Genomic DNA, 18466 nt, shown 5'->3' on the forward strand with positions numbered 1-18466 from the left:
GGTCTCGACTAGCTCGACAAGCTCGACCAGCGGATCAGGCGGGGGTGTGCGACCCGGCGAGGTGGAGCGCTTCGCGGGCGGCGGGTCCGGCGAGGGCGCGGTCGGCGGCCACGAGGCCGATCCGGGTACGGCGGTCGAGCAGGTCGTCGACGTCCAGGGCACCCTCGTGGCTCACCGCCCACAGCAGCTCGGCCATCGTCACCGGCGACCCCGGCGCGACGGGCAGCAGCGGGTCGTCGACCAGACCGGCTGCGGCGGCGAGCACGTCCGGCGCCTCGGCGCCGTACCGGCGCACCAGCCGCTCCGGGGCCTCGACGGCCGCGAGCGCAGACCGGGCAGCGGCGCCGACGAGCGGCAGGTTGCGGGTCGGGCACGGGTCGGCGGCGAGACCGGCGGCTGAGACGGCGGCGTCGACGGCGTCCTCGGCCATCTGCCGGTAGGTGGTCAGCTTGCCGCCGACGACCGTGATCACTCCGGTGGACGACGTGAGCACCGCGTGCCGGCGGGACAGGTCGGCGGTCCGGCCCTCCGAGTCCAGCAGGGGGCGCAGTCCGGCGAAGGCGCCGACCACGTCGTCGCGGTGCAACGGGCGTTGGAACACCGCGCCGGCGACGTCGAGCAGGAAGCCGATCTCGGCCTCGGTCGGCTCGGGCACGTCGGGGATGTCGCCGTCGGTGGGCTCGTCGGTGAGCCCGACGTACACCTGGCCGTCGGGCTGGGGCAGCACGAGCACGAACCGGTTCAGCTCACCGGGCACCGGCGCGGTGACCGCGGTGGTGAGGCCGGGCAGCGCCGAGCCACGCAGCACCAGGTGGGTGCCGCGGGAGGGACGCAGGGAGACCTCGGGCACCAGCGAGCCGGCCCAGACCCCGGTCGCGTTGACGACCGCCCGAGCCCGGATCGTCGCGACCGCGCCGGTGGTCTCGTCGCGCACCTCGGCGCCGGTGCCGGTCAACGACAGCACCCGGGCGCGGGTCAGCACGCGCGCTCCCAGGCCGGCTGCCGTGCGCGCGATGCCGACCACGAGGCGGGCGTCGTCCTCGAGCTGGCCGTCCCAGGCGAGGATGCCGCCGCGCAGCCCGGGCGCCCGGAGCGGCGGGGCGAGAGCGAGCACCTCGGTCGCGGAGAGCCGGCGCGGCCGGGGGAGCACGTCGCGTGGGGTCCGCGCGGACACCCGGAGCAGGTCCCCGGCGCGGAGGCCGGCGTTGACCAGGGCGCCCTCGGCGCGCGAGACCATCGGCATCAGCGGGGTGAGCATCGGCATCGCGTGGACCAGGTGCGGAGCGGTGCGGGTCATCAGGATCCCGCGCTCGCGGGCGGACTCGTAGGCGACGCCGACCTGCCCGTTGGCGAGGTAGCGCAGGCCGCCGTGGATCAGCTTGGAGCTCCATCGCGACGTGCCGAAGGCGATGTCGTGCGCGTCGACGGCGACCACGTCGAGCCCGCGGGCGGCGGCGTCGAGCGCCACCCCGGCGCCGGTGACGCCGAGGCCCACCACGAGCAGGTCGACGGTGCGGCCGTCGGTGGCCTCGGCCAGCTCGCGGGTGCGGCGGGCCGCGGTCAGCGCGGTGTCGCCCAGCGCGGGCGTCAGCGGGCGACCCGGCGGGTGAGCCGGCGGGTGAGCCGGCCGACGGCGCCGCGGGTGAGCCGGCGGCGGGGAGGTGGAGGAGGGGTGGCGCGTCATGGCGTCAGGTACCTCTCGAGCAGGACGCGCAGCTGCTCGTCGTACGCGTCGACGGGGTGCTCGTCGTCGGCCATCGTGTGCGCGGACAGCGTGAAGCCGAGGGCGGCGAGCATGATGCTGCGGGCGAGCAGGACCGGGTCGCCCTCGCGGACCGAACCGTCCTCCTGGCCGGCGGCGACCAGCGGTGCGACGATTCCGAGGATGTTGTCCTGCGAGCGGCCGCGGCGCTGGAGCAGGTACGGCAGCAGCAGCTCGGGGTCCACCTCGACGATCTTGCGGAGCAGGTCGTTGGCGCGCAGCGCGGCGACCATGCGGCTCACCCCCAGGCTGAGCCGTTCCAGGGGCGCGGCGCCGGCGCCGGCCGAGGCCACCGCAGCCACGACGGCGCCCCACTCGCGGGTCATCAGGTCGGCCAGCAGGGTCTGCATGTCGGGCCAGCTGCGGTAGATCGTCATCCGCGAGACCCCGGCCCGGCGCGCCACGTCGGTGAGCGTCGTACGCGTCCAACCGGTGGCGAGGATGCACTCGCGCGCCGCGTCGAGGTAGCGGTCCTCGGCGGGACGGTCGCCCGCGGACCGGTTGTTACGAATGGACGCCATGTGTCACAGTGTAACTCATGACGACTCCGATGCACTGGGCTCGCTGGGGCGACCCGGCTCACGCGACCGCACTCCCTGAAGCGGCCGCGGGGCTCATCGACGCGGTCTTCGGCACCGAGGACCGGCCGACCGTCGACCTGATCGAGGTGCGCCTGCCCGAGCCCGGCCTCTCGCCGGAGCTCCTCGACGGCCTGCGTGCCCTGCTCGGCTCCGCGCACGTGCTCACCGACCACGAGGCACGGGTCCGGCACACCCGCGGCAAGTCCACCCCGGACCTGCTCCGGATCCGCCAGGGCGACGCCGCCGACGCCCCGGACGCCGTGCTGCTGCCGGCCGGGCACGACCAGGTCCAGGCGGTGGTCAAGTGGTGCACCGAGCACCGGGTCGCGCTGGTCCCGTTCGGGGGAGGTACGTCGGTCGTCGGAGGTCTCGCCGCACAGTGCGACGGGCTCGCCGGCGTGGTCGCGCTGGACCTGTCCCGGCTCAACCGGCTGGTCGCCGTGGACGCCGAGTCGCACACCGCCGAGCTCGAGGCCGGTCTGCTCGGCCCCGAGGCGGAGCGCCTGCTCGCCGAGCACGGGCTGACCATCGGCCACTTCCCGCAGTCCTTCCAGTACGCCAGCATCGGCGGGTTCGCCGCCACCCGGTCCAGCGGGCAGTCCTCCGCCGGCTACGGCCGCTTCGACTCCCTGGTCGTCGGGCTCCGCGTGGCCACCCCGCTCGGCACGCTCGAGCTCGGCACCAGCCCCGCCAACGCCGCCGGTCCCGACCTGCGCCAGCTGGTGCTCGGCTCCGAGGGCGCGTTCGGCGTGATCACCTCGGTCACCGTGCGAGTCCGGCCGGTCCCGCAGGTCCGGGTCTACGAGTCGTGGCGGTTCGACAGCTTCGCCGAGGGCACCGCGGCGCTGCGCACCCTGGTCCAGGAACGGATCGCGCCGACCGTGCTGCGCCTGTCCGACGAGGCCGAGACCGCGATCAACCTCGCCAAGCCGGCCGAGGTCGGCGGGGAGAACGCCGGCGGCTGCCTGGCGATCGTCGGCTTCGAGGGCACCCGGGAGTACGTCGACCGCGCCCACGCCGTGGTCACCGAGCGGCTCCACGCCCTGGGTGGGAAGAACCTCGGCGAGGACGGGGGTCGCGCCTGGGCGGAGGGCCGCTACCACGGGCCGTACCTGCGCGACTCCCTGCTCGACGTCGGCGTGCTCGTCGAGACCCTGGAGACCGCGACGTTCTGGTCGAACCTCCCGGCCCTCTACACCGGCGTGAAGACCGCGCTCGAGACCTCGCTCGAGGGCGCCAGCCCGATCGTGCTCTGTCACATCTCGCACGTCTACGAGACTGGGGCGTCGCTGTACTTCACCGTCGCCGCCAAGCAGGCCGCCGACCCGCTCGCCCAGTGGGCCGCCGCCAAGGCCGCGGCGTCCGACGCGATGATCGCGGCCGGCGCGACGATCACCCACCACCACGCCGTCGGCCGCGACCACAAGCCGTGGTTCGAGCAGGAGATCGGCCCGGTCGGCGTGGAGATGCTCCGAGCGGTGAAGCAGCGCATCGACCCCGCCGGTGTGCTCAACCCCGGGGTGCTCGTCCCGTGACCCGCTCCTTCGCGTTCCTGGTCAACCCCGCCTCCGGTGGTGGGGCCGCGCCCGCGGCCGTCGTGCCGGTGGCCCGAGTGCTGCGCGACGCCGGCTGCGAGGTGGAGGTCACCTACAGCCCCGGCCCCGCGGCCTGCCGCGACCTGGTCGCCGAGGCGGCCGCCCGCGGGGACGTCGTGGTCGCGGTCGGCGGTGACGGGATGGTCTCCTCGCTGGCCGGTGCCGTGGCCGACGCCGACGGCGTGCTCGGGATCGTCCCCAGCGGACGCGGCAACGACTTCGCGCGACAGCTGGGCATCGGCGGCACGCCCGAGCAGGTGGCCGCCGTACTCCTCGAGGCGGCGCCGCGCCGCGTCGACGTGATCGACGTCGCCGGCCGGGTCGTGGTCGGCAGCGTGTACGCCGGCGTCGACTCGCTGGCCTCGGAGCTCGTCGACCGGGCCCACCGGCTGCCACGGGCGCTGCAGTACCCCTACGCGGCGGTCCGCTCGATCATCCAGTTCCGCCCGTCGACGTACGACGTCGTCATCGACGGCGAGGCGCACCGCTTCGACGCCTACACCGTGGTCGTCGCGAACTCCGGGCATTACGGCTCGGGGATGAAGGTCGCCCCCGACGCCACCCTCGACGACGGCATCCTCGACGTGGTCGTGATCCGGGCGGCGTCGAAGCTGCGGCTGATCAGGGCGATGCCGAAGCTGTACGACGGCACGCACGTCGAGCTCGACGAGGTGCTCGTGCTTCGGGGCCGCGAGGTGCGCGTGCAGGCCGCCGAGCCGACCCTGGCCTACGGCGACGGCGAGCAGATCGGGCCGCTGCCGGTCACCGCGAAGGTGCGCCCGCTCGCGCTCCAGATCCTCGCCTGACCCGGGACGTCAACCACGCCGGCCGCCAAGGCGAACCGGACGGATGACGTCCCCGAGGAGTCCCGGACCTTCGCCGCCGCGCCGCGGGACCTTTGGCACTACGGACATCTCACCCTCGCGACGACCATGAGGGCATGAACATCCGCGCAGGGGAGGTCGTCGTCGGGTACGACGGCTCCAGCGACAGCGAGCTCGCGCTCGACTGGGCCGACGAGCTCGCCGCCGAGCAGGGCCGCCGACTGCGTCTGCTGATCTCCGAGGTCGACCAGACCCAGGTCTTCGAGGCCACCAGCGACTGGCACGCCAGCAAGATGGCCCAGCTCGAGCGCGACGCGCGTGACCGGCTCGCCGGTGCGCAGGCCAAGGAGACGACGCTCGAGATGGTCGACGTCCCGCCGGCGCAGGCGCTGATCGACGCCTCGGCCAAGGCGGCGACGGTCGTCGTCGGTGCCCGTGGCCACAGCCTGCTGTCCGGTGTGCTGCTCGGCTCGGTCAGCCAGCACGTGACCCGCCACGCGTCCTGCCCGGTGGTGGTGACCCGGACGCCGTACCACCCCGACAGCCGCCGGGTCGTGGTCGGCGTCGACGGCTCCACCGGCAGCCGCAAGGCCCTCGACTTCGCCTTCGAGCACGCCAGTCGCAGCGGTAGCACGGTCACCGCGATCCACGGCTGGCGCGGTGCCGGCGGCGGCTACCCGGGCAGCGGGCTGGTCGAGGAGATCCAGGCCGCGGAGCGGATCCTCGCCGAGGCGCTCGGCGGGTACGCCGACCAGTTCCCCGACGTCGCGGTGACCACCGAGGCGATCCCGCTGCCCCCGCACCGCGCGCTCGCCGACGCCTCGCAGGCCGCCGAGCTCGTCGTGGTCGGCTCGCGGGGTCGCGGCGCGTTCACCGGGCTGATGCTCGGCTCGGTCGGGCAGTCGGTGCTGCACCACGCCCGGTGCCCGGTCGCCGTCGTACGCTGAGCCCATGCGCGCCTGGCGGACCAGCGGCACGGGGACCCTGGAGGCTGCGGACCTGCCCGTCCCGGTGCCGGGGCCCGGCGAGGTGCTCGTCGAGGTCGCGGTCTGCGGTGTCTGCCGCACCGACCTGCACGTGCGCGACGGCGACCTCGCACAGCACCGTTCGCCCGTCGTACCCGGTCACGAGGTAATCGGCACCGTCGCCGCGCTCGGCGAGGGTGTGGCCCGGTTCGCGGTCGGAGACCGGGTCGGGATCGCCTGGCTCCGGCACACCTGCGGCGAGTGCGCCTGGTGCCGGCGCGGGCAGGAGAACCTCTGCCCCGCCTCGCAGTACACCGGCTGGGACGCCGACGGAGGCTACGCGGAGTACGCCGTCGTCCCCGCCGCGTTCGCCTACGACATCCCCGCCGACCTCCCCGACGAGCAGGCCGCGCCGCTGCTGTGCGCCGGCATCATCGGCTACCGCGCGCTCCGCCGGTCGAACCTGCCGCCGGGCGGCCGGCTCGGGATCTACGGGTTCGGTGCCAGCGCCCACCTCACCGCCCAGATCGCGCTGGCGCAGGGCGCCGAGGTGCACGTGCTCACCCGCGACGCCGCCGCCCGCGACCTGGCGCTGGAGCTCGGCGCGGCCAGCGCGGGTGGGGCGTACGACGCGCCCCCGGTCCGGCTGGACTCCGCGATCTGCTTCGCGCCGGTGGGCGACCTCGTGCCACCCGCACTGGAGGCGCTCGACCAGGGCGGCACCCTCGCCGTCGCCGGGATCCACCTCTCCGACATCCCTGGCCTGGACTACCAGCGGCACCTGTTCCGCGAGCGGACGCTGACCAGCGTCACCTCCAACACCCGCGCCGACGGCGAGGAGCTGCTCCGGCTGGCCCCGCGGCTCGGCGTGCAGGCCACCGTGACGCCGTACCCGCTGGACCGCGCGGACGTCGCCCTTGACGACCTCGCGGCCGACCGCGTGCATGGCGCGGCGGTGCTGCGCATCGGGGACCTTCGCCCCTGACGGGGTGAGTGCCTGCGTGTCGCAATGGAGGTATGACGAGCGCAACGAAGACCTGGCACGTCGACCTCTACATCGGCGAACGCGAAGGGCAGACCCACGCCGAGGCGCGGCTCCGCCCGGGTGAGAACGTCACCCTGACCGGCATCGGCTCGGCACGGCTGAACCCGACCGACCGGGACATCCCCGAGATCGGCGACGAGCTGGCCACCGCGCGGGCGCTGTCCGACCTCGCCCACAAGCTGCTGCACGCGGCCGCGGACGACATCGAGGCGATCACCCACGAGCACCCGGTGCGGCTGCACCACTGACCGGGCCGCCACCCGATCTGCCCTGCTCTGCCGCTGCTCTGCCCCTGATCTGCCTCTGATCTGTCGCCGGCCGGTGCCGGGATCCGCGCCGGCCGGCGACCCTCTCGGGGCGCTGCTCAGGCGGCGAAGGCCGGCCGCATCAGCTCAGTCGATCGCCTTGAGGCCGACCACGCAGCCGATGATGCCCGCGAGCAGCAGCACCTTCACCACCGACACCTGCTCGGTGCCGGTCGCCATCCCGTAGAGCACGGTCAGCGTCGCGCCGATGCCCACCCAGACCGCGTACGACGTACCGACCGGCAGGTCGCGCATCGCATAGGCCAGCCCGGCCATGCTCGCCGCCAGCGCGGCGAAGAACACCACCGAGGGCACCGGCCGGGACAGCCCGTCGGACTTGCCGAGCGCGGTGGCCCACACCGCTTCCAGGACTCCTGAGACGACCAGCACCAACCACGCCATGGCGCCGATCCTGCCAGCCGGGGCCGAACCCACGTGCACTCGCCTGCGGCCGGCGGTCGCCCCCGGCGTACGGCGACGCGGTCAGCCCGGCGAGTGCACGTTCGTTCGGCCCCGGACCCGCTTGTCGAGCGCATCCACTCCGAGCAGCACCGGCGCGGAGACCAGCGCGACCAGCCAGCCGACCAGCGGGGGGCTGGCGTGCCCGAGCCACAGCGCGATCGGGGTGACGAGCAGCACCACGAACGAGAACACCAGCTCGGTGGACGCGGCGGGGATCAGCAGCCGGTTGGTGGTCCAGCCGAGCTCCCCGGGCCGGCGGGTCGAGCTGCGGCAGGCGAACGCGTTCGCGGTCTGCGCGATCACCACGGTCATGAACGCCGCACCCGAGGCGGCGCGCAGGTCGTGGCCGGTCGGGAAGCCCGAGCCCGGCGACCAGCCGGCGGCCCACATCGAGAGCAGGAAGGCGGTCATCGTCATCACCGCGACCAGCGGCCCGAGCAGCCCGAACGCGCGCCGGAGCACGGTGCGGTTCATCAGCCGGCCCTTCACCGGAGGCCGGTCCAGCAGGTGCTTGGCCGGTGGCTCGGCACCGAGCGCCACCGCGGAGAGCGTGTCGGTGCCGAGGTCGAGGGCGAGGATCTGCAGCACTCCGAGCGCCAGCGGGAAGCTGCCGCCCGACAGCGCCCAGACCAGGAACGGGGTGAGCTCGGCGACGTTGTCGGTGAGGTGGTAGGTCAGGAAGCGCCGCACGTTCACGAACGTCGCCCGGCCCTGCTCCACGCCGGCGACGATGCTGGGGAAGGCGTCGTCGAGCAGCACCAGGTCGGCGGCCTCCCGCGCGACGTCGGTGCCCGAGCGGCCCATCGCGACCCCGATATCGGCCTCGTGCAGGGCGGGGGCGTCGTTCACGCCGTCGCCGGTCATCGCGACCACGTGCCCCCGGGAGCGCAGCGCCGCGGCGATCCGGAGCTTGTCCTCCGGGGAGACGCGGGCGACCACCACGCCGTCGTGGTCGAGCAGGGCGGCGAGCACCCGGTCGTTCTCGGGGAGCTCGGCGCCGACCAGCACCGGGGCGTCGGGCGTCCGCATGCCGACCTCGTCGGCGATCGCCCGCGCCGTCGCCGGGTGGTCACCGGTCACCATCGCGACCGCGGCGTGCGCCGCCTCGGCGTCACCGCACAGCGGGAGCACGGTGTCCGGGGCGCCCTTGACCACGAAGCTGCCCGCAACCGAGAACCGACATCCTGCGCAGCCGGGGCTCGAACGGGAAGCGCAGGTCGGGTGGGTGGGCGCGCCGGTCGGCGTCGGTGTCGATCCCGAGCCGTCGGGCGAACGTGTCCAGCGCCGCCTCCATCGGGTCGCCGTGGGAGACCCACGCACCGTCCACCTCCAGGGCGTACCCGGTGGAGCAGCGCATCCCGGCCAGCCCCAGCTCCACGCAGGCGGGGCCGACGTCGGCCGAGGTCCAGTCGAGCCGTGCCACCGGGGCGTACCCCGCACCGGTGACCCGCACCGAGCCGGCCGGCGTCCACGCCTCCACGACGGTCATCTGGTTCAGGGTCAGCGTGCCGGTCTTGTCGGTGCAGATGAACGTGGTCGACCCGAGCGTCTCCACGGCCTCCAGGTTGCGCACCAGCACCTGCCGCTTGGCCATCTGCTCCGCGCCCCAGGCCAGGGAGAGGGTGACGGTCGGCAGCAGCGCCTCGGGCACCAGCGCGACAGTCACCCCGATCGCGAACACGAACCCGTCCGAGAGCGGGTTGCCGACCAGCAGCGAGATGCCGAGGAACAGCACCCCGACGCCGACCGCGATCGCGGCGATCAGGCGTACGACGGTCCGCAGCTCGCGCGTCAGCACGGTGTCGGGCTTGCCGCCGGACGTGGCGAGCCGGGCGATCCCGGCCAGCCGGGTCTGCTCGCCGATCGCCGTGGTGACCGCCCGGGCCTCGCCCTCGACGACGAACGTGCCGGCGAACAGCGTCCCGCCCTGCTCCACCGCGGCGGCCTCGCTCTCCCCGGTGAGTATCGAGGAGTCCACGAGCAGCCGGTTCGCGGCGACGACCAGCGCGTCGGCGGGCACCCGGTCGCCGCTCTCCACGAGCAGGACGTCGCCGACGACGACGTCCTCGGCGTCGATCACCTGCCGGCGGCCGTCACGGAAGACGGTGACCTGGGTCGGCAGCATCGCGCGGAGCTTCTCGGCGGCCCGGTCGGCCCGCTCCTGCTGGGCGAACGCGAACAGCCCGTTGAGCACGATCACCCCGAAGATCGCGATCCCGAGCTGCGGCAGCCCGCCGAGGAACGCGAGCCCGCCCGCCACCCACAGCATCACCGCGAAGAAGTGGGTGAGCTCGCCGAGCAGCCGGCGGGCGGCCGACGGGCGTCGGGGCTCGGGCAGCCGGTTGGGCCCGTGCTCGGACGACCGCCGCGCGGCCTCGGTGCTGCTCAGGCCGGCGGCGGTCGTCGTACTCGTCGAGCGCTCCGCTCAGGCGGGATGCTCCGCGGGCCGGATGGCGGCGTCCGGCCCCGGGAAGACGAGCGCCTCGTGACCGGTGTCGAACCAGCGCACGACGTACGGCGGGGCTCCGTCCTTGCCCCGGACCTCGAGGATCTCGCCGTCGCGCTCGTGGTCGTCGACGTGCGTGCCGGACACGTGGATCCGGTCACCGACCGCGGCTCGCACGGCTACTCCTGCTCGGCGCGCTGGACGGGGATCTTCTTGCTGGGGGCCTTCTCCTCGCGCGCCATCGGCACGCGCACCTCGAGGACGCCGTCGGCGTACGACGCGGTGATGGCCTCCGGGTCCGTGCCGGCCGGCAGCGTGATGCTGCGGCGGAACGAGCCGTAGTGGAACTCGCGGTGGTTCTTCTCCTTGGTCTCCTCACGGCGTTCACCGCGGATGACGAGCATGTCGTTCTCGACGGTGACCTCGACGTCCTTGTCGGGGTCGATGCCGGGGAGCTCGGCGCGCAGCACGTAGGCGCCTTCCTCGACGAAGTCCTCGACCCGGACGTACGGCGCGAGCCCGAACCCGTGAAGGTTCAGCGGCGCGTTGGACTCGAGCCAGTCGAGCATCTCGGCCATCGGACTCGAGGTCCTCCGGGTGATGGTGCTCATGGTGTCCTCCCTTCGGGCACACGGGGGTTCTGTCCCTTCAGCCTCCCGCCGTCGGGGTGGACGCTGAAGGGGCGAAGGTCCCCCGCGGCGGCGTCGGTGCGGGGTGCTCCGGGGTTCGTTCGGCGGGGTCGTCCACCGGGCCGGCCCGGGTCGGGTGATTTGAGGAGTTTGCGGTGCGCCCGCTGTGGGCACATGCCCTGCGTCCGTCGTACGAACTCTGTGAGCCGCCCGATGCCAGAGCCCCTGACCGAGTCCATGTGGGGCTACCAACGCCAGTTCCGCATCTCGCTCGACAACGCCGCGGACCGGGCGCTCGACCAGATCGGCGCGATCCTGTCTCCCGACGCGTTCGTGGTCGGGTTCGCCGTCGGCAGCGAGGACACCGCCCGGGTGTGCCTGGAGGCGCGGGAGGGGATGGACCCGGCGTTCACGCCCGACGACTTCGGCGGCGTGGTGCTCGACGCCAAGCGTCGCTACGCCGACTCGCCGGTGCACGACATCGTCTTCGCCTCCGAGGAGATGCACGAGGCCCGGCACGAGTTCTTCCGCGACGCCGCCCGAGCCCGTGCGGTCGAGGCGGCGATGGCCGCCGCGCCGGCAGGTGCCGGCCGGACCTTCTTCGTCGGCCAGTCCGCCTGCGTGGGGGAGTACGACGTGCACCCGGTCGTCTCCGTCGACAGCGCCGCGCTGGATGCGCTCCCGCGGCTGCAGACCACCGAGGTGCAGGGCACCCCGGTCACGGTCTCGCTCGCGCACGGCATCATCAGCGAGCTGCTCCGCACCGCGACGCATGCGCTGCTGGCCGCGAAGCCGCCGCGGACCATCTCGCCGATCGAGGACGACGTCCCCACCGACGCGATCCGCCGCTCGGCCAACCACCTGGTCTTCTCGACCGCGCTGATCGCGGGGCAGACCCTGGCGAAGGGGCTGTTCGACTCCTTCGAGGCGCTCTCCTCGACCGCCTACGAAGGCCGTGCCGGCTCCGGCACGGTGATCCTCGCCGCCGACGGGCACCCGCACGTCGACGTCGCGATCCGGCTGCGGGCACCGATCTCGGTGCGCGAGCGGCTGCAGTTCCGCAAGCTGCTCGAGCTCACCGACGACCAGCTCGGGCTGCTGATCGACGGCACCACGATCTACGGGCTCGGCGCGATCTCCGAGCAGTACGACGGCTCCACCGAGGACCTGTTCCGGTTCTCGATCGTCGAGCAGGGCGTGTGGATCATGTCCCACCACGGCGACGCCCTGCTCCGGGTCGCCAACGGCCACCCGCAGCTGCCGCGGCCGCGGATGTCACCGTCGCTGTTCGTCGACTCGATGCGCCGCGTCTTCGCCGCCGTCGACGACTCCGACATCCGGGCGATCTGGCGGCTCGCGCAGACCGCGGTCAGCCAGGGCAAGGGCACCATGCTGGTGATCACCACCGCCGCCGCCCAGGAGGCGCAGCGGCTCGCGCCGCAGGCGATCGCGATCGACCCGCAGCCGATCGGGTCCCGGATGCTCCGGGCGCTGACCAAGATCGACGGGGCCGTGCTGCTCACCCCCGACGGCACCTGTCATGCGGTCGGGGTGATCCTCGACGGGGTGGCCACCGGCGTCGGTGATCCCGGCCGCGGCGCCCGCTACAACTCCGCGGTGCGCTACACCGCGGCCTCCTCCGCGCCGTGCCTGATCGTGATCGTCAGCGACGACGGGATGATCGACGTGCACCCCGAGCTCGCGCCGCGGGTGCGCCCCGAGGACGTCGAGCAGGCGCTGTTCGACCTCGAGACGATCGGCAGCGCCGACGACGTGGACCTCGAGCGGTTCTACGCCACCCGCGAGCGGCTGCGGCTGTTCGCGTTCTACCTCTCCGAGAGCCAGTGCGAGCGCGCCAACGCGGTCGTCGAGCAGGTCGAACGGCAGCGGCATGCGAAGACCGGCATGCGGCTGGCCGTCGTACCCTTCGCCCCCGACCCGCGGATGAACGAGTCCTTCTTCTCCACCTGACCCGCCCCCACCGGCCCAGCTTTCCCAGGTGCCCCCGGATTCCCACGTGCCCCCGGATTCCCACGTTAACGTGGGAATCCCCCACCTGGCACGGGGTGTACGCCGTGCCAAGTGCTGGTTTGCCGCGCCAAGTGACTGACCTCGAGGACCCAGAGCACGCAGCGCGGCCCCCCTCGGCGACGTCCCGTGATGCGAGACACGGCGCGTCGCGGGAAGAGGGAGCGCGGACACTCGGTTGGTCACCAAGACCGACAGTCTTGAATCCACACATCTCTCGGGGAACCCGCATGCCTTCTGTGACCCTCCAGCCTGACGCCAGCCCGGACCGTCGGGTCGCACCGCCTCCGCCGGTCGCCGCTCCGGCTCAGCGCGGGGTCGTCGCGGCCGGCCTCGTCGCCGCTGTCGTGCTGGCCACGCTCACCTACCGAACCCAGGGCGGTGACAAGGCGCTGTTGCTGGTGCTCGGGCTCGGCCTCGGCCTGGCGCTGTTCCACTCCAGGTTCGGGTTCACCTCCGCCTGGCGCCAGCTCGTCGCCGTCGGCCAGGGCAAGGCGCTGCGCGCGCACTCGCTACTGCTCGCGGCGACGGCGATCCTGTTCGCTCCGTTCCTCGCGGCGGGGGTCGCGCCCTCCGGGATCGCGGTCGAGGGCAACCTGGCCCCGATCGGGGTGAGCCTCCTGGTCGGAGCGACGGTGTTCGGCATCGGCATGCAGATCGGAGGTGCGTGCGCGTCCGGGACGCTGTACATCGTCGGCAGCGGGCACACCGCGATCTTCCTGACGCTGGGCGGCTTCGTGGCCGGCTCCACGATCGGTGCGGCGCACTTCGCCTGGTGGCAGGCCACTCCCGCGACCGACCCGGTCAGCCTGGCGACGGTGTTCGGCAGCCACACCGCGGGCCTGGCCGTGACGCTGCTCGCGCTGGCTGCGATCGCCGGCCTGACCTACGTGGTGGCGCGGATCAAGAACCCGCCGCCGGTCGCCCCGGTCGCCACGGCGACGGGCCTGCGCCGGGTCGTCCGCGGCGCCTGGCCGCTGTGGGTCGGTGCCCTGGCGCTCGCCGTACTCAACCTCGGCGTGCTCCTCACCAAGGGCTCCCCGTGGGGCGTCACCAGCGCCTTCGCGCTGTGGGGCTCGAAGATCGCGGGCGGGCTCGGGCTTGCCGACCCGGCCTCGTGGGACTACTTCGCCGGCGACAAGGCGGCCGCCCTGGAGCAGTCCCTGCTCGGGGACTCCACGAGCCTGACCAACTTCGGGATCATCATCGGCGCACTGATCGCCTCTGGCCTGGCCGGTGGCTTCAGCCTGCACCGCCGCGTGCCTGCTCGGATGGCGCTCGGTGCGATCGTCGGTGGCGTGCTCATGGGGTACGGCGCCCGCCTGGCCTACGGCTGCAACATCGGCGCCTATCTCGGTGGGATCTCGTCGCTCAGCCTGCACGGCTGGGTCTGGGGCGTCATGGCGATCCTGGGCACGTGGATCGGGCTTCGGGCCCGCCCGCTGTTCGGCCTGAGCCGGCCCAAGCCGACCGACGGCGTCTGCTGATCCGCGGGCCGCGGGCCGGGGGCGGGGGCCGGCGGTTTCCCACGTTAACGTGGGAATCCGGCACCTGGCACGTGCCGCAACCCGTGCCAAGTGCCAGTTCGTCGCGCCAAGTGACGCCGCCGCGAGGCGACCGGGCGAGCGGCTCAGAGTTCGATCGCGCGGTTCACCCAGGTGGACGTGACCCGCATGCCGACCTTCTCGTACAGCCCGAGCGCCCCGGTCCGCGAGTCGGTCGACAGCTCGAAGCACGTGGCGCCGTGCCGTCGCGCCTCGGCGAAGGCGTCGACGAGCAGCGCCTGCGCCAGGCCACGCCCGCGCTGGTCCGCGCGAGTGGCCAGCCGGGAGATGTAGGCCTGCTCGCCGTTCAGCTGCAGCACCCCCATCGCGACGAGCGCCCCGTCCGCGTCCGTGACCACCCGAAGCTGCCAGGGCTCGAAGCCGGGGCGCCGCACGACCTGGGACTGCCAGATCTCGAACGTGTCGCGCTCTCGCTTCGACCACTCCAAGAAGGCGTCCTCGTTGAGGTTGAAGGCTGCCTCCCAGTCGGCCTCGGTCGCGGCCCGCACGGTGTACGACGCGGGAAGTGGACGTTCTGGGACCGCCGTCCCCTCGGGCAGCTGCAGCACCCAGCTGGTCCACCGCACGTGGTAGCCGAGCGCCTCCAGCAGACGGTCACCTGGTGAGCCTTGGGGGACCGGCATCCCGATCACCGTCGCCCCCTTCTCGCGAGCCTTGCCCTGCATCCACCCCGCCAACCAGGTGCCGATGCCCCGGCCGAGGTAGTCGGGGTGGACCGCGGCATCACCCCGGTCGCCGTACGACACCTCGGCGTAGCCGACCAGCCGGTCACCGTCGTACACGCCGACCGCGCCGTCGGACACGTCGTAGCCCGGTCGCTGCCAGTCGGCGACGATGTCGGCCTCCTCGATGACCACCTCGCCGACGTCGGCGAGCTCCTGCGCGGCGATGACGGCGGTGACGGCGGCCGCGTCCGCGGGCACGAGCGGGCGGGTGGTGAGCCCGGCGGGGAGGTCGAGTGCGATGGTCATGGCGCACATTGCAGCAGGAACGCACCGGGGAGCGCCGCTGGTTTTCTCGCCGGCCGAACCAGGAGGCGCACCGGAACCCCATTCAGGTGACGGGACGTCAAGACTTCCCGCCATCGGCCAGGGCGCGCGCTTAGCCTCGTGTGATCGGACGCCGGCGCTCGGGGCTGCCGCGACAGTCTTGGGTCACGGGGGAAGGACTGTGGCCCCGACCCTGGAGGTGCTCGATGGGCCCGCAGTTCCGCCGTTCCCTGCACTACGCCGTCAGCGGCGTGGTCGCTGCCGCCGTCGTCACGATCCCGGGGATGGCCCCGGCGAGCGCCGTCGACGGCCACACGCTCACCCTGGCCGGCCCCGGCACGGCCGTGGTCGGCAAGGTGACCACGATCAAGGCGTCCGGCATCGTGCCCGACGACGTCTTCCTCAACCGCTACCTCAACGTCTACGCGATCCCGACCAGCGTCGTCTCGGCCTGTCCGGCCACGTTCCAGAACGCCATCCAGCTCGCCGACGCCAGCTCGTCCGCGGGCGGCGACAGCGTTGCGATCTTCGTCCCGGTGGAGGGCAGCTTCGAGGTCCCGGTGGCCTACACGCCCCGCGCGACCGGGCCCTTCCTGCTGTGCGGCTACGTCCACGAGGGCGTCGAGACGATGGCGGCTGACTCTCACCAGGTCAAGGTGAGCAAGGCCGGGGCCGCCGGCAAGCCGGTGAACGTGACCTCACCCAAGGTCAAGCGCCAGGGCGGCACGCTCGTCTGTGTCCGCGGTTCGTGGTCCGGCCGGCCCACCCGCTACGCCTACCACTGGCGGGTCAACGGCAAGAAGAAGCCCGGTGCCACGGCCCGCAAGCTCGCGGTGACCGCGAAGCTCAAGGGCAAGCAGGTCCAGTGCAGCGTCACCGCGGTCAACGCGGCCGGCGCGACGCGAGCGCTGAGCCGGCGCTTCCTGGTCAGGTGATCGGCGGGTAACGGTCAGGGTGTGACCAGGGGCGGGTTCCGGCCTCTCCCCGATGCCGGCCGGCGCGCCCGGAACCTACCTTCCCCGCATGCCCCGAATCGTCCGTCGCGTCGCCCTGCTCCTGCCCGCGAGCTTCGCCCGCAACGTCGGGCCGAGGTAGGGCTGGTTGATCCCCCATGTCTCAGCATGAGCGCGCCGAGATCGTGGTGGCGATGGAGCCCGGCGAGCGGGTGGTCCTGCGGTCCTACCCCTCCGACATCGCCGGCGACCCGCTCCAGCAGCGCTGGTCGGGCGGCGACGACAGCCTCGACGTGCTCGAGCTCCGCGCCGCCGACGACCTGGCCGACTCGCCGCCGCTGCCGGAGCGGCTCGTCGACCTCCCCGACGTCCAGGCGGCGGCCGCGGACGCCGAGGTGAGCCGCGCCTTCCGGCTGACCACGCCCACGATCAACGGCCGCACGATGGACATGGATCGGATCGACGCGGAGGTGGAGGTCGGTACGACGGAGCTCTGGCGGGTGCGCAACGAGGACGGGACCCCGCACAACTTCCACGTCCACGACGTGCAGTTCCGGGTCGTGTCGGTCGACGGCGGCGAGCCGGAGCCCGCGCTGCGGGGCCGCAAGGACACCGTGCTGGTCCCGGCGAACACCGAGGTGGTGCTGGTGTTGACGTTCGAGGACCACACCGACCCGGACGCGCCGTACATGTTCCACTGCCACCTGCTGCGCCACGAGGACCAGGGGATGATGGGCCAGTTCGTGGTCGTGGGACCCGGTGAGGAAGCCGGCGATCCGGGCCGCCAGCTTCACGACCACTGAGCGGCGCTCTGCGCAGCAGCGCCCTGGGGGCGGTCGGGGTTAGGCTCGCGAGCATGAGCCGGATCTTCACCACCAGCTTCGCGTCGGTGTACCCCCTCTACGTGGCCAAGGTCGAGAAGAAGGGGCGCACGAAGGCTGAGCTGGACCAGGTGATCGAGTGGCTCACCGGCTTCGACGAGTCCGCCCTGGCGGCGCACCTCGACGCGGACACGACCTTCGAGGACTTCTTCGCCGACGCACGCCTCAACCCGAACGTCTCGCTGATCACCGGTGTGGTCTGCGGGGTGCGCGTCGAGGAGATCGACGACCCGTTGATGCAGAAGATCCGCTACCTCGACAAGCTCGTCGACGAGCTCGCCAAGGGCAAGCCGATGGAGAAGGTCCTGCGGGCCTGAGGGGCCGGCGCCGTACCGCCGGTTCGGACACGACGTACGACTCCAGCGCCATCTCTACCCGCCGGACCGCGTCGCGGCCACGGCCGAGGCGGCCGGCCTGCGTGAGGTGTGCTGCTTGGTCAGACGCGCGCAGGGCCAGGAGAACGACGACCAGGCGGTCCTGCTCACCGAGGCGGAGTAGACCGGCAACACCGGACAATCGGACACAAAATGTTTTGGCCTGAAGGCTGCGGTCCATCTACGTTCGGCGGATGGCTTTGGAATGGGAGCAGGTGATCGTTCACTCCGAGGACCCGGCGACGCTCGGGCAGTGGTGGGCCGAGGCTCTCGGCTGGGTCGTGGTCTACACCTCCGCCGACGAGTTCGAGATCCGCCCGGAGCCGGACCGCATGCCCGGGTTGGACTTCGTCCGGCTCGATGAGCCCAAGAAGGCCAAGAGCCGGCTGCATCTCGACTTCCGGCCCGACGACCAGGAGGCCGAGGTGGCTCGCCTCCTCGCGCACGGTGCGAGGCGGGTCGACGTGGGCCAGGGTGCAGATCCGTCGTGGGTTGTCCTGTCGGACCCTGAAGGCAACGAGTTCTGCGTCCTGGGCCCGCGCCAGGACTGACCCGCCGCGCGGGGTCAGTCGCCCGTGCCGGGCGACCAGCCGAAGCCGCGATCGTGCTCGCCGCCCGTGATTCGGAAGACTTCGACGGTCTGAGGGTCGTCGGTGGCCAGGGCGATCCGTTTCGTCGTGAGGTACGCCGAGTCGGCACCCGCCCATCGACCGAGCAGGGTGCTCGACTCGACCTCGACCTCGACCTCGTCCGGAACCCCCTCGAGGGCGTTCCTCAGCTCCCCCACCGTGATGCCGCTTCGACCGCCCCACCACAGCGACGGGTCCGGGGCGAGGAACCCGGTGAAGTGCTTCCCGCAGCGACGACAGGCCTTGTTGTCGCCCGGGTCGCCGGGCCGCTGTTCGGACGGCGGCCGCTGTCCGTAGGAGTGGATGCCGAGGCGACAGAGCAGGTTCATCACTGACCTCGTGAGCTGCGCAGTTACACCCAGCATGCGGCGCGGTCACCCGTCAGGGCAGGGTCGCAAGTCCCCTCGGGTGGCACTGGTCGGGACGTCCGCCT

At 72.9% G+C, this 18466-nt stretch carries 20 protein-coding genes and 1 pseudogene; 11 read left to right on the forward strand and 10 right to left on the reverse strand.

Annotated elements, in window-relative coordinates; translation table 11 throughout:
• Positions 1 to 34: 34 nt before the first annotated feature.
• A complete protein-coding gene (locus ACYVIH_RS02075; protein WP_460865408.1) occupies positions 35 to 1684 on the reverse strand; it encodes a glycerol-3-phosphate dehydrogenase/oxidase in 1650 nt (549 codons plus the stop codon).
• A complete protein-coding gene (locus ACYVIH_RS02080; RefSeq protein ID WP_460865410.1) occupies positions 1681 to 2283 on the reverse strand; it encodes a TetR/AcrR family transcriptional regulator in 603 nt (200 codons plus the stop codon). The genes ACYVIH_RS02075 and ACYVIH_RS02080 overlap by 4 nt, the downstream gene beginning before the upstream one ends.
• A 17-nt stretch (positions 2284 to 2300) precedes the next feature.
• Here ACYVIH_RS02080 and ACYVIH_RS02085 point away from each other — a divergent pair, with 17 nt between their 5' ends.
• From ACYVIH_RS02085 to ACYVIH_RS02105, 5 genes are all read left to right on the forward strand, one after another.
• Entirely contained in the window at positions 2301 to 3878 is a 1578-nt protein-coding gene (locus tag ACYVIH_RS02085) for an FAD-binding oxidoreductase (protein ID WP_460865413.1), read from the forward strand.
• Positions 3875 to 4744 carry a diacylglycerol/lipid kinase family protein gene (locus ACYVIH_RS02090; protein WP_460865415.1) on the forward strand — a complete coding sequence of 290 codons (870 nt, stop codon included), beginning with the start codon at positions 3875 to 3877 and terminating at the stop codon, positions 4742 to 4744. The genes ACYVIH_RS02085 and ACYVIH_RS02090 overlap by 4 nt, the downstream gene beginning before the upstream one ends.
• Positions 4745 to 4878: 134 nt before the next feature.
• A complete protein-coding gene (locus tag ACYVIH_RS02095; protein WP_460865416.1) occupies positions 4879 to 5709 on the forward strand; it encodes a universal stress protein in 831 nt (276 codons plus the stop codon).
• Between the two features lie 4 nt (positions 5710 to 5713).
• Entirely contained in the window at positions 5714 to 6712 is a 999-nt protein-coding gene (locus ACYVIH_RS02100) for a zinc-dependent alcohol dehydrogenase family protein (protein WP_460865419.1), read from the forward strand.
• Positions 6713 to 6744: 32 nt separating this feature from the next.
• Positions 6745 to 7020, forward strand: a complete 276-nt coding sequence (locus ACYVIH_RS02105; protein WP_460865421.1) for a DUF1876 domain-containing protein — start codon at positions 6745 to 6747, stop codon at positions 7018 to 7020.
• Positions 7021 to 7164: 144 nt separating this feature from the next.
• Here the strand turns inward: ACYVIH_RS02105 and ACYVIH_RS02110 are convergent, their stop codons facing one another.
• From ACYVIH_RS02110 to ACYVIH_RS02135, 6 genes and pseudogenes are all read right to left on the reverse strand, one after another.
• On the reverse strand, positions 7165 to 7479 hold the full coding sequence (locus ACYVIH_RS02110) for a DMT family transporter (protein ID WP_460865424.1): 315 nt from the start codon (positions 7477 to 7479) through the stop codon (positions 7165 to 7167).
• A gap of 81 nt (positions 7480 to 7560) precedes the next feature.
• On the reverse strand, positions 7561 to 8694 hold the full coding sequence (locus tag ACYVIH_RS02115) for an HAD-IC family P-type ATPase (RefSeq protein ID WP_460865426.1): 1134 nt from the start codon (positions 8692 to 8694) through the stop codon (positions 7561 to 7563).
• The gene (locus ACYVIH_RS02120; RefSeq protein ID WP_460865428.1) at positions 8651 to 9808 is read right to left on the reverse strand and encodes an HAD-IC family P-type ATPase; all 1158 of its coding nucleotides are present in this window, start codon (positions 9806 to 9808) and stop codon (positions 8651 to 8653) included. The genes ACYVIH_RS02115 and ACYVIH_RS02120 overlap by 44 nt, the downstream gene beginning before the upstream one ends.
• Positions 9797 to 9937 (reverse strand): annotated as a pseudogene (locus tag ACYVIH_RS02125) (cation-transporting P-type ATPase); the annotation flags it as partial. The pseudogene ACYVIH_RS02125 and the gene ACYVIH_RS02120, both read right to left, overlap by 12 nt.
• A gap of 27 nt (positions 9938 to 9964) precedes the next feature.
• Complete coding sequence (locus tag ACYVIH_RS02130; protein WP_460865430.1) at positions 9965 to 10162, reverse strand: DUF1918 domain-containing protein; 198 nt, start codon at positions 10160 to 10162, stop codon at positions 9965 to 9967.
• A 2-nt stretch (positions 10163 to 10164) separates the two neighbouring features.
• The gene (locus ACYVIH_RS02135) at positions 10165 to 10596 is read right to left on the reverse strand and encodes an Hsp20/alpha crystallin family protein (RefSeq protein WP_460865433.1); all 432 of its coding nucleotides are present in this window, start codon (positions 10594 to 10596) and stop codon (positions 10165 to 10167) included.
• Between the two features lie 231 nt (positions 10597 to 10827).
• Here ACYVIH_RS02135 and ACYVIH_RS02140 point away from each other — a divergent pair, with 231 nt between their 5' ends.
• Complete coding sequence (locus ACYVIH_RS02140) at positions 10828 to 12585, forward strand: diadenylate cyclase (protein WP_460865435.1); 1758 nt, start codon at positions 10828 to 10830, stop codon at positions 12583 to 12585.
• Between the two features lie 287 nt (positions 12586 to 12872).
• Positions 12873 to 14129: a YeeE/YedE family protein gene (locus ACYVIH_RS02145; RefSeq protein WP_460865437.1), complete on the forward strand. Its 1257-nt coding sequence runs from the start codon at positions 12873 to 12875 to the stop codon at positions 14127 to 14129.
• 143 nt (positions 14130 to 14272) lie between these two features.
• Here ACYVIH_RS02145 and ACYVIH_RS02150 read toward each other — a convergent pair whose 3' ends face one another.
• Positions 14273 to 15178 carry a GNAT family N-acetyltransferase gene (locus ACYVIH_RS02150; RefSeq protein WP_460865439.1) on the reverse strand — a complete coding sequence of 302 codons (906 nt, stop codon included), beginning with the start codon at positions 15176 to 15178 and terminating at the stop codon, positions 14273 to 14275.
• Positions 15179 to 15402: 224 nt separating this feature from the next.
• Between ACYVIH_RS02150 and ACYVIH_RS02155 the strand changes: the two genes are divergently transcribed.
• The 4 genes from ACYVIH_RS02155 (at position 15403) to ACYVIH_RS02170 (ending at position 17955) form a co-directional block, all read left to right on the forward strand.
• Positions 15403 to 16131: a hypothetical protein gene (locus tag ACYVIH_RS02155; protein WP_460865440.1), complete on the forward strand. Its 729-nt coding sequence runs from the start codon at positions 15403 to 15405 to the stop codon at positions 16129 to 16131.
• A gap of 176 nt (positions 16132 to 16307) precedes the next feature.
• The gene (locus ACYVIH_RS02160; protein WP_460865443.1) at positions 16308 to 16952 is read left to right on the forward strand and encodes a multicopper oxidase domain-containing protein; all 645 of its coding nucleotides are present in this window, start codon (positions 16308 to 16310) and stop codon (positions 16950 to 16952) included.
• 53 nt (positions 16953 to 17005) lie between these two features.
• The gene (locus ACYVIH_RS02165; protein ID WP_460865445.1) at positions 17006 to 17347 is read left to right on the forward strand and encodes a DUF2200 domain-containing protein; all 342 of its coding nucleotides are present in this window, start codon (positions 17006 to 17008) and stop codon (positions 17345 to 17347) included.
• 251 nt (positions 17348 to 17598) lie between these two features.
• Complete coding sequence (locus tag ACYVIH_RS02170) at positions 17599 to 17955, forward strand: VOC family protein (protein ID WP_460865447.1); 357 nt, start codon at positions 17599 to 17601, stop codon at positions 17953 to 17955.
• Positions 17956 to 17969: 14 nt separating this feature from the next.
• Here the strand turns inward: ACYVIH_RS02170 and ACYVIH_RS02175 are convergent, their stop codons facing one another.
• The gene (locus ACYVIH_RS02175; RefSeq protein ID WP_460865449.1) at positions 17970 to 18362 is read right to left on the reverse strand and encodes a hypothetical protein; all 393 of its coding nucleotides are present in this window, start codon (positions 18360 to 18362) and stop codon (positions 17970 to 17972) included.
• Positions 18363 to 18466: the final 104 nt, after the last annotated feature.

The sequence above is a fragment of the Nocardioides pakistanensis genome, assembly GCF_054781215.1.

Excerpts from the sequence above, each read along its gene's own strand:
- ACYVIH_RS02105 (WP_460865421.1), top strand. The coding sequence starts at position 6,745 with ATGACGAGCGCAACGAAGACCTGGCACGTCGACCTCTACATCGGCGAA.
- ACYVIH_RS02075 (WP_460865408.1), bottom strand. The coding sequence starts at position 1,684 with ATGACGCGCCACCCCTCCTCCACCTCCCCGCCGCCGGCTCACCCGCGG.
- ACYVIH_RS02145 (WP_460865437.1), top strand. The coding sequence starts at position 12,873 with ATGCCTTCTGTGACCCTCCAGCCTGACGCCAGCCCGGACCGTCGGGTC.
- ACYVIH_RS02120 (WP_460865428.1), bottom strand. The coding sequence starts at position 9,808 with ATGCTGTGGGTGGCGGGCGGGCTCGCGTTCCTCGGCGGGCTGCCGCAG.
- ACYVIH_RS02100 (WP_460865419.1), top strand. The coding sequence starts at position 5,714 with ATGCGCGCCTGGCGGACCAGCGGCACGGGGACCCTGGAGGCTGCGGAC.
- ACYVIH_RS02160 (WP_460865443.1), top strand. The coding sequence starts at position 16,308 with ATGTCTCAGCATGAGCGCGCCGAGATCGTGGTGGCGATGGAGCCCGGC.
- ACYVIH_RS02175 (WP_460865449.1), bottom strand. The coding sequence starts at position 18,362 with ATGAACCTGCTCTGTCGCCTCGGCATCCACTCCTACGGACAGCGGCCG.
- ACYVIH_RS02095 (WP_460865416.1), top strand. The coding sequence starts at position 4,879 with ATGAACATCCGCGCAGGGGAGGTCGTCGTCGGGTACGACGGCTCCAGC.
- ACYVIH_RS02170 (WP_460865447.1), top strand. The coding sequence starts at position 17,599 with ATGGCTTTGGAATGGGAGCAGGTGATCGTTCACTCCGAGGACCCGGCG.
- ACYVIH_RS02165 (WP_460865445.1), top strand. The coding sequence starts at position 17,006 with ATGAGCCGGATCTTCACCACCAGCTTCGCGTCGGTGTACCCCCTCTAC.
- ACYVIH_RS02110 (WP_460865424.1), bottom strand. The coding sequence starts at position 7,479 with ATGGCGTGGTTGGTGCTGGTCGTCTCAGGAGTCCTGGAAGCGGTGTGG.
- ACYVIH_RS02140 (WP_460865435.1), top strand. The coding sequence starts at position 10,828 with ATGCCAGAGCCCCTGACCGAGTCCATGTGGGGCTACCAACGCCAGTTC.
- ACYVIH_RS02080 (WP_460865410.1), bottom strand. The coding sequence starts at position 2,283 with ATGGCGTCCATTCGTAACAACCGGTCCGCGGGCGACCGTCCCGCCGAG.
- ACYVIH_RS02155 (WP_460865440.1), top strand. The coding sequence starts at position 15,403 with ATGGGCCCGCAGTTCCGCCGTTCCCTGCACTACGCCGTCAGCGGCGTG.
- ACYVIH_RS02135 (WP_460865433.1), bottom strand. The coding sequence starts at position 10,596 with ATGAGCACCATCACCCGGAGGACCTCGAGTCCGATGGCCGAGATGCTC.
- ACYVIH_RS02085 (WP_460865413.1), top strand. The coding sequence starts at position 2,301 with ATGACGACTCCGATGCACTGGGCTCGCTGGGGCGACCCGGCTCACGCG.
- ACYVIH_RS02150 (WP_460865439.1), bottom strand. The coding sequence starts at position 15,178 with ATGACCATCGCACTCGACCTCCCCGCCGGGCTCACCACCCGCCCGCTC.